Source organism: Geothrix sp. SG200 (assembly GCF_022808935.1).
In the GTDB taxonomy this organism is placed as follows: Bacteria; Acidobacteriota; Holophagae; order Holophagales; family Holophagaceae; genus Geothrix; species Geothrix alkalitolerans.
Genome location: NZ_JAKZFR010000004.1, coordinates 177,445 through 193,208, shown reverse-complemented (window position 1 = coordinate 193,208; position 15,764 = coordinate 177,445). Strand labels below are relative to the sequence as shown.

Sequence of the window (15,764 nt, the reverse complement as noted above, 5' to 3'; positions counted from 1 at the left end):
AACCTGTGGGAGAATTCCAGGCGACCGGAAGGTCTTCAGGAGGTGGCTTTTGAATCGGAACACCATGTTCGCCTTGGTCGGAGGCCTTGCCGTGGGATTCCTCGCGGGCTACCTCGTCGGCGGCAGCGGCGCCAAGGATGCTGCCTCCCCCACCCCCGCCACCCCTGCAGGGGGCGTGGTGATGCAGGCGCCCTCCCTGGGCGGCGGCATGGCCGCGGGAGCCCCGGCCCCCGGCCAGATCCCGCCGGGCATGGGCCTCCCCAACGCGGAGATGCAGGCCCGCATCATCAAGCTGGAAGCCCTTGTGAAGGCCGAGCCCAAGAACCACGACGCCTGGGTGGGCCTCGGCAATGACTACTTCGACAGCCACCAGCCGCAGAAGGCGGTGGAGGCCTATGCCAAGGCCCTGGCCCTGAAGCCCGATGACGCCGACATCCTCACGGACCAGGGCGTGATGTACCGCCAGCTCAACCAGTTCGACAAGGCCATCGCCAACTTCCAGAAGGCCGGCAAGATCAATCCCTCCCACGTGCCCAGCGTCTTCAACCTCGGCATCGTGTACGCCGGCGATCTCAACAAGCCCGATGAAGCGGCCAAGGCCTTCAACAAGGTGTTGGTCATGGCCCCGAACAGCCCCCAGGCCGTCCAGGCCCGGCAGCTGCTGGCTCAGCTCAAGACCGGGGCGGCGCCCCGCTGAGGCCTCCGGCCGCTCCCAGGCTCGACCTGGACGCCCTCCCCAGCCCGCTTTGGGTCCTCGGCACCGGGACGGGCGTGGGGAAGACCTTTGTGTCCTCGCGCATCGCGAGGGCCTGGGCCGCTTCGGGTCCCGTGAGCTACCGCAAGCCCTTCCAGACGGGCGTGGACCGGCCGGATCACCCCGAGGCTGATGCCAGCGCCGTGGTCGGCCCCGGCATCACCGCCGAAAGCTGCGTCCTCCTGCGGGCGCCCCTGTCTCCCCTGGCCGCGGCCCTGCGGGAAGGACGCGCCCTCGACCTCGAGGCCACCGCCGCATGGTGCCGCCGCCCCGCCGATGGCCGCATCCTGCTGGAAGGCGTGGGCGGCCTCATGGTGCCCCTGGCGCCGAACCGGCACTTCCTGGCGTGGGCCACAGACCTTAAGATCCCCTGCGTGCTGGTGGCCCTGGGCGGCCTCGGCACCTTGAACCACACCCTGCTCAGCGCCGAGGCCCTCATGCTCCGCGGCTGGCGGATCGAGGCCGTGCTGCTCAACCCAGGCGCCGATGGCGCGACCCAGGAAGCAACAGACGAGAATGCGACCGTTCTGCAGGGATTCCTTCCCATTCCCGTGCATGTCCTGAAATAACATCCAGAGCCCATCGAGCCGATTCCTACGCTATCTTCAGGCGGCTCGCACCCTCTGATGCCATCGCTTGCGGATGCTCCGAGCCCGGCTGAAAAGCCGTTCAGCACCCCTTCAGCCTTTCCCATTCCCCCCGGGAAGGATTCGATGTCAGCCCCCACGCCTCTGCGACGCCGGTTGATGCTCCCGCTTCTGTTCGGAGTCGTCGGGCTGCTGGTCAACCTGTTGCGCTACGAGATCTTCTTCAATGTGGACCTCATCTTCGGATCGGTCTTCGTGATGCTCGTAATCCTCCACGCCGGCGAGGGGCCCGGCGTGGTGGCGGCCCTCATCGCGGGCAGCGCCACCTGGATCCTCTGGAACCATCCCTGGGCCATGGTGATCTTTGCGGGCGAGGCCCTCTTCGTGGGCTGGCTCGTGCGGCGTCGCTCGTGGGATCTCCTCCTGGCGGACCTCCTCTTCTGGGGCGCCCTGGGGATCCCCCTGATCTGGGTGTTCTACCACCTCGTGCTTCGGGTCCCGGCCCAGACGACGGGGTTGATCTTCCTGAAGCAGGCCATCAACGGCATTCTCAACGCCCTGTTGGCCTGCATCCTCCACCTGGCCTGGCGGGCGCGATCCCGCGGGGTCGGAGAGGTCCGCCCGGCCTTCCGTTCCGTGGTCTTCGTCACGGCCGTGTCCCTCGTGACCTTCCCGGCCCTTCTCTTCCTGACGGTCATCGTCCGCCAGGAGGCCCGCAGGGGCCAGCAGGACATGCTCCGCCAGAGCGCCGCACTGGACCTGGTGGGCCGCCAGATGCTCCAGACCTGGATCGAGGACCGGCACCAGAGCATCGCCACGCTGGCGAGCCTGGCCTCCCTGCCCAACCAGCGGCGGGAGGATCTGCAGCGAACCGTGGAAGCCATCCGGACGGCCATGCCGGCCTTCAAGCGGGCCGGCGTGCTGGATGTCCATGCGGACGTCATCGCCTTCAGCCCCCTGGTCGATGACCTGGGCCACTCCACCCTCGGGCGGAACTTCTCTGATCGGCCCTACATTCCGACCCTGCGGCAGTCCCTCAGGCCCTGGGTGGCTGACATCGTCATGGGTCGTGTCGGCAGGCCGGAGCCGGTCATCTCTCTCGTGGTCCCCGTGATCAGGGATGGACGGTATGACGGCTACTGCATCGGCATCGTGGATGCCACGCAGATCCATGAGGTTCTCGCCATTATCGCCGGCTCCGCCGACGCCCGGCTGACCCTGCTCGACCGGTCCGGGCGGGTGGTCGCCAGCACCCGGAAGGACCTGGCCATGATGTCACCCTTCGCGCCGCCGCCCGGCGAGCGCCGCCCACTCGGTGAGGGCGTCTGGCACGTCATCCCCCCGGCCCGGCCGGGGCGCAGCACCATGCAGCGGTGGAGCGAGTCCTTCATCGTCCAGGAGGGCCTCCTGAGCCCGCAGCTCCCCTGGAAGCTGGTGGTGGAATCCCCCCAGGTCCCGGTGATCTCGAGCCTGAGCCGGATCACCATCCGGGGCCTCGGCACGCTGCTGCTCCTCATCCTCCTGACCATCGCCCTGGCCCACCTGCTCAGCCGGGGGTTCACCGCGGCCATCGCCCGCCTCGAAGAAGCCACCCGCGCCTTTCCCGAGCGCCTCGGGGAGGGTCCGGGCACCGACCTGACCCTGCCCCCCAGCCGCATCAGGGAGACCCAGCACCTCAACGACCGCTTCCGGCAGATGACTGACGCGCTCCGTGTCTCCTTCCGCGAGCTGAGCGACATGAAGGCCACCCTCGAGCAGCGGGTGGCCACGCGCACCCAGGAGCTGCAGACCGCCCTGGACACCATCAAGACGCTCCACGGCATCATCCCCATCTGCGCCTCTTGCAAGAAGATCCGCGACGACAAGGGCTCCTGGAACCAGCTGGAGACCTACATCTCCGAGCACACCGAGGCCGACTTCACCCACGGCATCTGCCCGGACTGCGCCCGGCGGCTCTATCCGGACCTGCGCCCGGAGGAGCCAGGTTGAGGCTGGCCTAGACTGGAGCCATGCCGACGCCCCTGCCCCCCGACTGGACCGACCGCCTCGCCCTGAACCGCGCCCATGTGTGGCACCCCTTCACGCAGATGCAGGTGCACGAGGCCGACCCGCCGGCGCCCGTGATCGGCGGGGAGGGCTGCGACCTGCTTCTGGCCAACGGAGAGCGGGTGCTGGACGGCGTCTCCAGCTGGTGGACCTGCCTCCACGGCCACGGCCACCCGAGGCTGGTGAGCGCCCTGGAGCGTCAGGCCGCGAAACTCGACCATGTGATGTTCGCCGGCTTCACCCACGAGCCCGCCCTGGAGCTGGTGGTACGGCTGCGGCCGAAGCTGCCGCAGAACCTCACCCGCGCCTTCTTCTCCGACGACGGCAGCACCGCCGTGGAGGTGGCCCTCAAGATGGCCTTCCAGGCCCAGCTCCAGCGGGGCCAGAAGGGCCGCGACCGCTTCGGCGCCCTGCGCGGCGGCTACCACGGCGACACGCTGGGCGCCGTGGGCGTGGGCGAGCTGGACAACTTCATGACCAGCCTCTTCCGGCCCCTGCTGCTGGCCTGCGAGCGGCTGGAAGTGCCCGAGGATCCCCGCTGCGAGCTCGCCCCGGATCTGGATGGATGGCCGGACCGCCTGGAGGCGGCCCGCCAGGCCATGGCCGCCTTCTTCGCCACGTACGGCGAGCGCCTGGCCGCCTTCATCGCGGAGCCCCTCATCCAGTGCGCCGGAGGCATGCGCATGTGGCCGCCGGAGCTGCTGCGGGAGCTGCGCGCCCAGTGCGACGCTCACGGCGTCTACCTCATCCTCGATGAGGTGGCCACGGGCTTCGGCCGCACCGGCACCTTCCTCGCCTGTGAACAAGCCGGCATCGCGCCGGACCTGCTCTGCCTCTCCAAGGGCCTCACGGGCGGCACCTTGCCCTTGTCCATGACCTGGGCCACCGAGGAGCTCTACGGCCACTTCTGGGGCACACCCGCCTCGGGACGGGCCTTCCTCCACGGCCACAGCTACACCGGCAACCCCGCCGCCTGCGCCGTGGCCTGCGCCAGCCTGGCCCTCTTCGACGACGAGCCGGTGCTGGCCAACGCCGCCGCCCTGAACGAAGCGATGAAGGCAGCCTTCACGGCCCTGGCCGCCCATCCCGCCGTGCGCCAGGCTCGCGTGCTGGGAACCATCGGCGCCTGCCGCCTGGTGGATCCCGCCACCGGCGAGGCCCACCCGACCGATGATCGCTTCGGCTGGCGCCTCCACCGCCGCGCCCTGGAGCACGGGCTGCTGGTGCGCCCCATGGGCGACTGCCTCTACCTGCTGCCGCCCCTCAGCACGCCCCCCGCACGGATCCGCGAGGCCGCCGAGACCCTGCTGGAGCTGCTCTGATGCGGCATCACCCATAGCCTGAAAAGAGGAACGCGAAGACCGCGAATAAGGGAAGCGAAGGGCGCGAAAGTTCGCGCTGGCGCGTCGGCATCGGACATCCGGGCCTCCGGCCCCAGGTCGCGCGATGCGCAGCCCGGAGGTCCTATGCTGTAACACCAGAGCTTGTTTTTCGCGCTCTTCGCGTATTTCTCAGCGCCCTTCGCGTTCTTCTTGTTGCCTTGACGTCGGGAAGCATCAGGGCACTGACACGGCTTCGTAGCCCGTGCCCTTCGGCGCGATCCGCACGATCCGCGGCAGGTGGGAACCGGCCAGGACCACCTGCCGGCGGGCGGCTTCGCGGAACAGCTCCTGGCGGACCTTGACGGCGCGGTCCCCGTCCAGGTCGAAGGCCACGCCCGCTTCCGGGTGCTGGAACTGCACCGCCCCGAAGTGGATGAGGTCGCCGATGCACCAGAGCTCTCGGCCCTCGGAGGTGAAGGCGTAGACCGTGTGGCCGCCGGTATGGCCGTGGGCCGGGAGGGCGCGGAGGCCCGGGGCGAGTTCCTCGCCGTCCTCGAAGGGCCGGAAAGCTCCGGCCTTCCCGTAGGTCTCGAAGAGAGCCTTCAGCTTCGGCGCCCGGTCCCGCAGGCGCTCGGGCAGGCCCGCGGGATCCTCCGTCCAGAAGGCGTGCTCGCGGCGGGCCACCCGCAGGACCGCCCTGGGGAAGGCCCGCGTGCCATCGGCCTTCAGCAGCCCGCCGATGTGGTCGAAGTGCTCGTGGGTGATGAGGACCAGGTCGATGTCGGCGGGCGCCACGCCCGCCGCGGCGAGCTGCGCTTCCAGGTGGCCCGAGTTCTCCTCGGGATCCTTGCCCATGCCCGTATCCACCAGGACGGTGTGGCCCGGCATCCGCACGAGGAAGGCGTTCACCGGCGTGTCCGCGGCGTCCCTGCCGCCCAGCATCCGCCGCGCCTCGGCGGCGTCGAGGCCCTTGAGCAGCGACGCGGCGAGGGAGATCTGGCCGTCCTGCAGCTTCCACACCTGCAATCGACCCAGGCGCAGCGGCTCGAGGCGGGTGGCGGTCGCGGGGGCAGAGGGCGTCATGGCGGTTCCCGGCAGGAGGAGGGTCGTGGCGAGGAGGAGGGCGCGCATGGCCTGAGTGTACCGGATCCCGCGCCTCCCGAATGACGATGCCCGAGTCGTGTTTTTCCAGCTGTAGACTGGGTTTCCTGCCCTGGAGCGACCGATGAAGCTGGTGACTTTCTTGAAGGCCGACGCGGAGAAGATCGGCGCCGTCATGGCGGACGGCCGCATCCTCGACTTCGCCGCCGCCGAGCCGCGCCTGGCCGTGGACATGCTGACCCTCATCCGCCGCCAGGACGAGCTCATGCCCCTGGCCCGGGCCCTGGCCGCGGCCCCGCCGGCCCAGGCCCTGGTGGATCCCGGCACCGTGCGCCTGCTGGCGCCCATCCCCCGGCCCGTCTCCATGCGCGACGGCTACGCCTTCCGCCAGCACGTGGCCACGGCCCGCCGCAACCGCGGCCTCGACATGATCCCCGAGTTCGACCTCTTCCCCGTCACCTACTTCACCAACCACCTGGCCGTCACGGGCCCCGGCGAGGTGCAGGTGCAGGATCACCACCTGACGCGCCTGGACTTCGAGCTGGAGGTGGCCATCGTCACAGGTCGCCCCCTGAAGAACGCCACGCTGGAGGAGGCTGACGACGCCATCTTCGGATACCTGGTGATGAACGACTGGAGCGCCCGCATGCTCCAGATAGAGGAGATGAAGCTGTCCCTCGGCCCCTGCAAGGGCAAGGACTTCGCCACCAGCCTGGGCCCCTGGCTGGTGACCAAGGACGAGCTGGATCTGGAGAAGACGCCCGCCGGGGAGCTGCTCCACGCCCGCATGACCTGCGAGGTGAATGGACACCGCCTGTCCGATGGGAATGCGGACAGCATGAACTGGACCTTCGCCCAGATCCTCCAGCGCACCAGCTACGGCATCCAGATGCACCCCGGTGAGGTCATCGGCAGCGGCACCGTGGGGACGGGCTGCCTATTGGAGCTGAACGGCTCGAAGGTCACCGACAACCTCTGGCTCAAGGCCGGCGACGAGGTGGTGCTGGAGATCGAGGGCCTGGGCCGGCTGGTGAACACCATCACCCACGTGCCCGAGCGGCTGGCGGGCATGCCCCCCCACCTGGTGGGCGGCATGCTGCCCGACCTCTATGCCGGCACGCCCTCTGGCCCGGCCGGGGACTAGACTGGTTCATCCTCCCAGGAGCCACCATGCGCCGCGCCCTCGCCTTCTTCCTCGGCCTGCTGGCCGTCGCGAGCCCTGTCCTCGCGCAGAAGCCCACCCTGAGGACCTACTTCTCGGACAGCGCCAAGGTCCGGGAGGGCGGGGTGAAGCTCATCCCCATCCAGACGCCCAAGGGCACCTTCAAAGTCTGGACCAAGCGGTTCGGGAACAACCCGCGCATCAAGCTGTTGCTGCTCCACGGCGGGCCCGGCTCCACCCACGAGTACTTCGAGTCGCTGGAGGGCTACCTCCCCGCCCAGGGCATCGAGTTCATCTACTACGACCAGCTGGGCTCGGCCTACTCGGACCAGCCCAAGGACCGGGACCTCTGGACCACTGAGCGCTTCGTGGAGGAGGTCGAGCAGGTGCGCAAGGCCCTGGGCCTGACCAAGGACAATTTCTACCTGCTGGGCCACTCCTGGGGCGGCATCCTGGCCGCGGAATACGCGCTGAAGTACGGCGCGAACCTCAAGGGGCTGATCATCTCGAACATGATGATGAGCATCCCAGACTACAACCGCTACGCCAGCGAGGTGCTGGCCAAGCAGATGGATCCGGCGGTGGTGAAGGAGGTGAAGGAGCTCGAGGCCAAGGGGCAGTACGAGAACCCCCGCTACATGGAGCTGCTGATCCCGAACTTCTACGCCAAGCACCTGTGCCGGCTCCCCGAGTGGCCCGACGCCGTCAAGCGGGCCAATGCCCACGCCAACAACGACATCTACGTGCTCATGCAAGGCCCCAGCGAGTTCGGCGCCTCGGGCCGTCTCGAAAAGTGGGACCGCAAGGCCGACCTGCCGAAGCTCGCCATGCCCACCCTGGTCATCGGCGGCACCTACGACACCATGGACCCCGCCCACATGAAGTGGGTCTCGACCCAGGTGCAGCACGGCAGCTTCCTGCTCTGCCCGAACGGCAGCCACATGTCCATGTGGGACGACCAGCGCACCTACTGCGAGGGCCTCATCCGCTTCCTCAAGGCCGCGGACGCGGGCCAGAAGACCGTCCGGTTCGGGAAATCATGAGCCTGCGCACGATCCTGCCGGGCGACCTCACGCCCATCGAGACCAACGCCCTCCTCTGCGGGGGCGTGGCGCCGCGGCCCATCGCCCTGGCCAGCACGGTCTCGAAGGAGGGCGTGCGGAACCTGTCGCCCTTCAGCTTCTTCAACGCCTTCGGCTCCAACCCGCCCACGGTGGCCTTCGCGCCCAACCGGCGTGGAAGGGACGGCACGGTGAAGCACACCTACCTGAACGCCGTGGCCACGGGGGAGTTCGTCATCGCCGCCGTGAGCCATGCCATGCTGCACCCCATGAACGTGGCCAGCGCCGAGTGGCCCGATGGCGTGGACGAGTTCCCCAAGAGCGGCCTCACGCCGCTGCCCGCGCGGCTCGTACAGCCCGCCCTGGTCGCCGAGAGCCCCTTCCAGATGGAGTGCCGCCTGCAGCAGGTGGTGGAGCTCGGCACGGGCCCCGGTTCCGGCCTCATGCTCATCGGCGAGGTGCTGGCCTTCCACGTGCGTGAGGACTGCTTCGTGGACGGCCTCCTCCACCCGGACGCGCTGGACCTCATCGGCCGCAACGGCGGCGCCTTCTACACCCGGGCCAGCGGCGCGGCGGTGTTCCAGGTGCCCAAGCCTGCGGGGAAGCCCCTGGGCTACGACGCCCTGCCCGACGTCTTGAAGCAAAGCCGCATCCTCACGGCCAACGACCTGGGCCAGCTGGCCAACAGCCCCGGCCTGCCGGACCTCGCCGCCATGGCCCGGCACCCCGGCGACCCCGAGGCCCCGGACGCCCTCGAACGCGCACTGCAGGCTGCCCTGGCCCGGAGCGACCTGGACGAGGCCTGGCGCCTGGCCGCCCTCCGGCTCCGGAGCGGCTAGGAACCTCCCCCACGGGATTTGGGTCTTCCCCCCCAAGGGCCGATACAGCCCCCGGATTCACCTCCATGCCGACCCCCGCCACCCGCTCCCTCCGGTTCCACCTCCTCCTGCTGGTGGCCCTGGCCGTGGGGCCGTCGCTGGTCATCATCCTGGTCACCGGCCCGGCCCAGCTCACCCTGGGGCAGAGCCTGGCCGTCCTGGCCGTGGCCGCGGGGGCGGCGGTCCTGGTGGGCTGGGGGATGGGTCAGCGCCTCCTCCTGGCTCCGCTCCGGTCCCTGGCCGACCACCTCGACCGGGTGGCGCGCGGGGAGCTCGGTCAGTCCACCGGGCTGGCCCATCCGGACCACGAGATCGGGCGCCTCGCCCAGGCCTTCGAGGCCATGGAGGCCACCCTCCTGGCCCGGGAGCAGGCCCGCCAGGCTGCGGAGGCCGCCCTCCGGGCCAGCGAGGAGCACTACCGGATCATCTTCAACGAAGCCCCCATCGGCATCTTCCACTTCGACACCCGCGCGGTCCTCCAGGAGTGCAACCAGGCCTTCCTGGATCTGGTGGGGGCCGATCGCCGCACCCTCTCCTCCTTCTCCATGGCGGAGCGGGTCGTCCATCCCGGCGTGCGCCAGGCCATCCAGGATGCCCTGGAGGGCCGGCTCGGCGAGACCGTGGGCGAGTACCTCTCCGTCACGGGTCAGCGGCGGGTGGTGTCCCGGCTGCTCACCTACCCCATCAAGGACGCCGAGGGGCGGGTGGTGGGCGGCATCGGCCTCACCGAGGACATGACCGAGCGCAATCGGGCCGAGGTCGCCCTCCGGGAGAGCGAGCGACGCCTGGACCTCTTCTTCGCCCGCTCCCGGGACGCCTACTACATCGCGATGCTGGACGAGCCCCTGGCCTGGGAGGAGGGGACAGACCGCGAGGCCGCCGTGGCCGCAGCCCTCGACCGGCAGCGCCTCACCCGCACCAACCCTGCCCTGGCGGAGCAGCTGGGTGTGCCCGAGGGGAACCTGGCGGCCTGGACCTTCCGGGATCTCTACCGGGGTGCTCCCGACCAGGCGGAATCGGACACGCGGGAGCTGCTGGCCCAGGGACACCTGCGCCGGGAGCTCCTGGAGACCTGGCCCGGCGGGGAGCCGCGTTGGATCGAGTGGGACTGCATCTGCTTCTTCGACGCCAGCCATCGGATCCTCGGCCACTTCGGCATCCGGCGGGACGTGACCGACCGGAAGCGGACCGAAGAGGTCCTTCGCCAGGGCGAGCAGACCCTGCGCAACCTGTTCGACGCCGTGAACGACGCCCTCTTCGTCCACGACCTCGAGACCGGGGCCATCCTCGAGGCGAACGCACGCGCCACGGAGATGTACGGCTACACGCCCGAGGAGTTCCGCCAGATCCCGGTGTCCACCTTCAGCGAGGACATCCCTCCCTACACCCAGGCCGAGGCGCTGGCCTGGATCCGTCGCGCCGCGTCGGGAACACCCCAGGTCTTCGAGTGGCGCGGGCGCCACCGCTCGGGCCGCTCCTTCTGGGTGGAAGTGAACATGCGCCGGGCGCAGGTGAGCGGCCAGGACCGGCTGCTGGTGGCGGCCCGGGATGTCGAGGCCCGGAAGGCCGCCGAGGCCGCCCTGCGCGATGCGGAGGCCCGCTACCAGGGCCTCTTCGAGAACTCCCCGGATGCCATCTTCTGGATCGGCGTGCCGGAGCACGGCCCATTCATCGTGGAGAGCCTCAACCCCGCCCAGGCCAGGACCCTGGGGCGGCCTGCCCAGGAGATCGTCGGCCGCCCCCTGGAGGACTGGCTCCCGGGTCCCCTCGCCGACACGATTTCCGCCAACTACCGACGCTGCCTGGAGGCGGGCCGACCGATCACCTACGAGGAATCCGCGGACCTCGGTCACGGCCTGCGGCACTTCCAGACCCTGCTGGTGCCCATCCGGAATGCCGAAGGGCGGATCCACCGGATCGTGGGCATCAGCACGGACATCACCGAGCGGCACCAGGCCGAGGCGCAGCGCCGCCAGCTGGAGGCCCAGATCCAGCAGGCCCAGAAGCTGGAGAGCCTCGGGGTGCTGGCGGGCGGCATCGCGCACGACTTCAACAACCTGCTCACGGCGATCCTGGGAAACCTCAACATCGCCCAGGCCAGCCTGGATCCCGCCTCCCCCGCCGTCCCCTTCCTGGGGAGCGCCGAGAAGGCCGTCCTCAAGGCCTCCGACCTCACCAAGCAGATGCTCGCCTACTCGGGCAAGGGGCGCTTCGTGGTGTCGCTCCACGACCTGAACCTGGTGGTCTCCGAGATGACCCACCTGCTCCGGGTGTCCATCTCCAAGAAGGCCAGCCTGCGGCTCGACCTTCCGGAGGGGCTCCCCCCGCTGGAAGCCGACGGCACCCAGCTCCAGCAGGTGATCATGAACCTGGTGACCAATGCCTCGGACGCCCTGGGGGACGAGGAGGGCACCATCTCCATCCGCACGGGCGCCGCCGAGCTCGAAGCGGCCGGCATCGCGGCCACCTTCCCCACGCAGTCCCTCCTGCCGGGGCCCTACGTCACCCTGGAAGTGGGCGACACCGGGCAGGGCATGAGCCCCGAGGTGATGGCCCGGATCTTCGACCCCTTCTTCACCACCAAGGCCACCGGCCGGGGCCTGGGCCTCTCCGCCATGCTCGGCATCCTGAAGGGCCACCGCGCGGGCCTGCAGGTCTCCAGCGAGGTGGGTCGGGGCTCCACCTTCAAGGCCTACTTCCCCGCCTCGTCCGGCAGCCCGCTGGCCGAGCCGGCCAGGAACGGCCAGGGCGAGGTCCGCCTGGAAGGCACCATCCTGCTGGTCGACGACGAGCCTGCTGTCCTGCAGACCATCGGCGCCGCCTTGGCCTCCATGGGCCTCGACATCGTCACCGCCGAGGATGGACTCGCGGCGGTGGCGCGCCTGGAGGCGGCACCGGAGGCCATCGATCTGGTGCTCATGGACCTGACCATGCCCCGCATGGACGGGCGCGACGCCTTCGAGGCCATGCGGAGGATCCGGCCGGACCTCCGGGTGATCCTCAGCAGCGGCTACAACGAGCAGGAGTCCACCCGGTTGCTGCTGGGGCGGGGGCTGGCCGGCTTCCTGCAGAAGCCCTACACCCTCGACGACCTCCGCGCCGCCCTCCAGAAGGCCCTGGCCTCCTAGGCTTCCGATGCCCCGCCCCGGTGGTGGATCACCCGCTGGGGATAGGGGATATCGATGCCGGCCTCGCGGAAGGCCATGAGGATGCGGCGGCGCAGCTCCCGCGCCACCTCCCACTGCTTGGCCGGGGCGGTCTTGGTGAGGGTCCGCAGGGTCACGGCGCTGTCCCCCAGCGCTTCCACACCGAGCACCTGGGTGGGTTCCAGCACGCGATCGGGCCAGGCCTCGGCCAGGTCCTGGCCGATGCGCGCCAGCAGCGCAATGGCCGCGTCGATGTCCGTGCCGTAGCCCACGCCCACATCCACCTGGGCCCGGGCGTACTCCTTGGAGAGCACCACGACGCGGACCACGGAACCGTTGGGGATGAAGTGGGCCTTGCCCTCGGCATCGCGGATCTGGGTCACCCGCAGGGTCATGCGCTCCACCGCGCCCGTATGCTTCTCGTCCACACTGATGATGTCGCCCACGCCGAACTGGTTCTCCATGAGGAGGAAGAATCCGCTGATGACGTCCTTCACCAGGCTCTGGGCCCCGAAACCCAGGGCCACGCCCGCGATGCCGGCGCCGGCCACCAGGGGGCCGATGTTGACGCCGAACTCCTGGAGCGACATCAGGAGGAAGAAGACCACCGCCAGCACCCGGGCGGTGTTGTTGAGCACGGAGCCCAGGGTCTCCGCCCGGCGCTCGGCGTCCGAGGTCACCTCCTCGTTCCCGTCGTCCACGGCCCGGCGCACGGCGCGGGACACCAGCTTCACGCTCCACAGGATGGCCAGGCAGGCCGCGCCGACCATGAGCAGGTGCTCCGCGCGCGACCAGCCCACCCGGTCCATCCACGCCATGAAATGGTCGAAGCGCCGGACTTCGGTCCTGATCAGGGGCTGAAGGAAGAGAGCGATCACCTCACCAGTCTACTTCCTCGCAACCATGTGGGTCGCGGAAGGCGCTCCGGGGGAGCGCCTGGAGCGGGGCCCCACAGGGCGCGAATCACGCTTGTGAGGGAACGCACCCCCCTACTTCCAGGACGCCCAGTAGTTGAGATTCTCCACCAGCCCTGCCGCCGGCGTGGCCTTCAGGGGCCGGAAAGTGTCCACCATGACGGCCACCTCGTCCGTACGCTCCTTGGTGCGGCTGAGGGGGATGGCCTTGGGGTGGGGTCCGTGGTGGATGCCCTGGGGGTGCCAGGTCACCATGCCCGCGCCGATACCGTCCCTCGAGAAGAAGTGGCCCGCCGAGTAGAACAGCACCTCGTCGTAGTCGATGTTGGAGTGGTAGAAGGGCACGCGCATTGCGCCCTCCTCCTCCTCGAAGGGCCGGGGCAGGAAGGAGCAGATGACGAAGTTGTTCGCGATGAAAGTGGAGTGCGCGCTGGGCGGCAGGTGGTAGCGGGCGCTCAGCACGGGCCGGATGTCCTTCACGTTGATGCGCCAGACCGTGAGGTCGCCCTTCCAGCCCACCACATCCAGCGGGTTGAAAGGGTAGAAGACCTTCGTGATCTGATTCTCGCGCTTGATGTGGACGGCCCATTCGCGGGCAGTAGCGTCGTAGGGCTCCAGCTCCGGGGTGTCCACCATGGCGGGATCGAAGATGGCATTGGGCCCCAGCTGGTTGCGGTCGGGGATGGTGACCTCGCTCGCGCTCTCGATGAGCAGGTAGCGCTGGTCGCCTTCTGAAGGCAGGAAGCGGTAGGTGGTGCCACGCGGGATCACCAGGTAGTCGCCGGTGGCGTAGTGGATGGCGCCGAAGGTGGTCTCCAGCTTCCCGGCGCCGCCGTGGATGTAGTAGACGTCGTCGCCGTCGGCGTTGCGGTAGAAGAAGTCCATGCTCGAGGGCGCCACCCAGTGCAGGGCCACATCCGCGTTGTGGAGGATGCAGACGGGGGCAAATGCTGGCTCCGTGGAGCCGAACATGGAGGCGCGCACGGCCTCATCGGCAGAGGGCTTCAGCCCGTTCAGGTCGTAGCTGTGGGGCCGCAGGGGACCTTCGATGCGCGTCCAGTCCGTCACGGGATGCAGGCGGTAGAGGTGCGTGGTGCGCCCGAAGAACCCGTTGCGCGCGTGCTCCTCCTCGAACGTGCCCGCGGGCAGGTCCACGTGCGCCTGGCGCGTGTGGAGCCCCTTGCGCAAAGGGAAGAGCGGCGTTTCCTTCTTGGACATGGGAACCTCGGGGACGAGGGTCCATTATCTCTCAAAAAGAATTCAATAAGCGGAGGAGAGCAGAGGGGCGGAGGAGAGCAAAGGAAAAGATCAGCCTGTCTTTCTCCGCTTTCCTCTGTTCCTCCGTGTCCCTCCGCTTATTTCAGTTCTTTTTCTTTCAGCCCTGTTTCTGCAACCAGCGGTTGTAGATCCACAGGCTGAGCGCGCTGCCCAGGCCGAAGAGGGTGAGGATGATCCAGCCGGTGGCGGCGGCCTTGGGGTCGAGCTTCAGGAGGCCGTCAGGCTGCGTCACGGCGCCGGCGCACATGACCTGGTTGAAGAGCCAGGCGCCGGCGGGGCCGCCCACGAGGCTGCCGATGGCCATGGGCAGGTTGGCGTAGCCCAGGAAGAGGCCCTCCTGGCCCTTCGGCGCCAGGGAGCCGATGTACTCGTAGAGGCGGCTGGAGGCGAACAGCTCGCCGAAGGCGATGAGGGCCACGGTCATCACGATGAAGAGGCTGCCCACGGGCAGCAGCACCCGGGCGGTGACGCCGCCCGCCATGAAGAGGGGCGCCACATTGATGAGCATGGAGAGGCCGATGATCACCGTGCCCACGATGATGGACTTGATGGGGGGCAGCTTGCCGAAGAGCTTGGTGATGAGGAGCTGGAACAGCACGATGGTGACGGGGTTCGCCATGGTGTAGAGGTCCATGGCCGGGCTCAGCTCCACGGTCTTCTTCACGTAGAGGGGCAGCACGTTGTAGACCTGGTTGTAGATGAAGTAGAAGCCGCTGCTCACCAGCAGGAACAGGGCAAAGCGGCCGCTGCCCAGCACCTTGAACATGCCCAGGAGGATTTCGGGGATGCTGCGCTTGGGCTTGGCCGGATCCGCGGCGGATTCGGGGTCCCGGTAGAGCAGCGCCACCACGAGGAAGGCCAGCACCGAGGCCGCCATGGACACCAGGAAGATCGTGTCGAGCTTGCCGAGCTTGGTGCGCACGAAGAAGGCCGTGAGGCGGCCGAACACGCTACCGATGTTGATGACCATGTAGAAGATGGCGAAGGCCAGCGTGGCCTTGCCCAGGTGCGTGCGCTGCACGGTGCCCGCGATGCAGGGCTTCACGAAGGAGCCGCCGATGCCCACGAGGAGGATGGCCAGGGAGACTGGCACCACCACGCCGGCCCCCGCCGTGACCTCCCGCCCGGCCTGGAGGGCCAGCACATGCCCCCCGATCCACACGGGGTAGCCCATGAGGAAGTAGCCGGCCACCAGCAGCACGCAGGCCAGGAGCAGGCTGCGCCGGAAGCCGATCTGGTCCGCGATGGTGCCGCTGAGGATGGGCAGGAAGTAGACGAGGAACCAGAGCACCCCGTTCAGCGTGCTGGGCCAGTAGTCGCCAAGCCCCAGCCGCCCCAGGTAGATGACGATGAAGCTGGCCATGGAGTAGTAGGCCGCCCGCTCGAAGAGCTCGGTGAGGTTGGCGTTCCAGTAGCTGGCAGGGAAGGCGTACTTCTCGCGGAAGGAGGGCTCGGCGGTCATGGATACCTCGGGGTCGGGCTCGGAGTCGGGATAGTCTCGCATGGCGAGGTGTC

12 protein-coding genes are annotated in these 15,764 nt (G+C 68.9%); 8 read left to right on the top strand and 4 right to left on the bottom strand.

The annotated features are described in order from the left end of the window. The first annotated feature begins 64 nt into the window (after positions 1–64). From ML539_RS10095 to bioA, 4 genes are all read left to right on the top strand, one after another. Entirely contained in the window at positions 65–697 is a 633-nt protein-coding gene (locus ML539_RS10095; protein ID WP_243323184.1) for a tetratricopeptide repeat protein, read from the top strand. Then, the gene (bioD, locus tag ML539_RS10090) at positions 694–1,323 is read left to right on the top strand and encodes a dethiobiotin synthase (protein WP_347710759.1); all 630 of its coding nucleotides are present in this window, start codon (positions 694–696) and stop codon (positions 1,321–1,323) included. Before ML539_RS10095 ends, bioD begins: the two co-directional genes overlap by 4 nt. Before the next feature lie 177 nt (positions 1,324–1,500). Further along, entirely contained in the window at positions 1,501–3,330 is a 1,830-nt protein-coding gene (locus ML539_RS10085; protein WP_243323174.1) for a cache domain-containing protein, read from the top strand. A 20-nt stretch (positions 3,331–3,350) separates the two neighbouring features. Further along, positions 3,351–4,709, top strand: a complete 1,359-nt coding sequence (bioA, locus tag ML539_RS10080; protein ID WP_243323172.1) for an adenosylmethionine--8-amino-7-oxononanoate transaminase — start codon at positions 3,351–3,353, stop codon at positions 4,707–4,709. A 234-nt stretch (positions 4,710–4,943) separates the two neighbouring features. Here bioA and ML539_RS10075 read toward each other — a convergent pair whose 3' ends face one another. After that, positions 4,944–5,840 (bottom strand): MBL fold metallo-hydrolase, encoded by an 897-nt coding sequence (locus ML539_RS10075; protein ID WP_243323170.1) that lies wholly within the window; start codon positions 5,838–5,840, stop codon positions 4,944–4,946. Between the two features lie 94 nt (positions 5,841–5,934). Here ML539_RS10075 and ML539_RS10070 point away from each other — a divergent pair, with 94 nt between their 5' ends. The 4 genes from ML539_RS10070 (at position 5,935) to ML539_RS10055 (ending at position 12,039) form a co-directional block, all read left to right on the top strand. Continuing rightward, on the top strand, positions 5,935–6,954 hold the full coding sequence (locus ML539_RS10070; protein ID WP_243323162.1) for a fumarylacetoacetate hydrolase family protein: 1,020 nt from the start codon (positions 5,935–5,937) through the stop codon (positions 6,952–6,954). 26 nt (positions 6,955–6,980) lie between these two features. Beyond that, positions 6,981–8,015 (top strand): proline iminopeptidase-family hydrolase, encoded by a 1,035-nt coding sequence (locus tag ML539_RS10065; protein ID WP_243323160.1) that lies wholly within the window; start codon positions 6,981–6,983, stop codon positions 8,013–8,015. Next, positions 8,012–8,872, top strand: coding sequence for a flavin reductase family protein (locus ML539_RS10060; protein WP_243323151.1), 861 nt, complete (start codon positions 8,012–8,014; stop codon positions 8,870–8,872). Before ML539_RS10065 ends, ML539_RS10060 begins: the two co-directional genes overlap by 4 nt. A gap of 65 nt (positions 8,873–8,937) precedes the next feature. Further along, positions 8,938–12,039, top strand: a complete 3,102-nt coding sequence (locus tag ML539_RS10055; protein WP_279341600.1) for a PAS domain-containing protein — start codon at positions 8,938–8,940, stop codon at positions 12,037–12,039. Here the strand turns inward: ML539_RS10055 and ML539_RS10050 are convergent. The 3 genes from ML539_RS10050 to ML539_RS10040 form a co-directional block, all read right to left on the bottom strand. After that, positions 12,036–12,935 carry a mechanosensitive ion channel family protein gene (locus ML539_RS10050; RefSeq protein ID WP_243323149.1) on the bottom strand — a complete coding sequence of 300 codons (900 nt, stop codon included), beginning with the start codon at positions 12,933–12,935 and terminating at the stop codon, positions 12,036–12,038. The genes ML539_RS10055 and ML539_RS10050 overlap by 4 nt on opposite strands. 111 nt (positions 12,936–13,046) lie before the next feature. Next, positions 13,047–14,189: a homogentisate 1,2-dioxygenase gene (locus ML539_RS10045; protein ID WP_243323147.1), complete on the bottom strand. Its 1,143-nt coding sequence runs from the start codon at positions 14,187–14,189 to the stop codon at positions 13,047–13,049. A 157-nt stretch (positions 14,190–14,346) separates the two neighbouring features. After that, positions 14,347–15,753, bottom strand: a complete 1,407-nt coding sequence (locus tag ML539_RS10040; protein WP_243323132.1) for an MFS transporter — start codon at positions 15,751–15,753, stop codon at positions 14,347–14,349. Between the last annotated feature and the right edge of the window lie 11 nt (positions 15,754–15,764).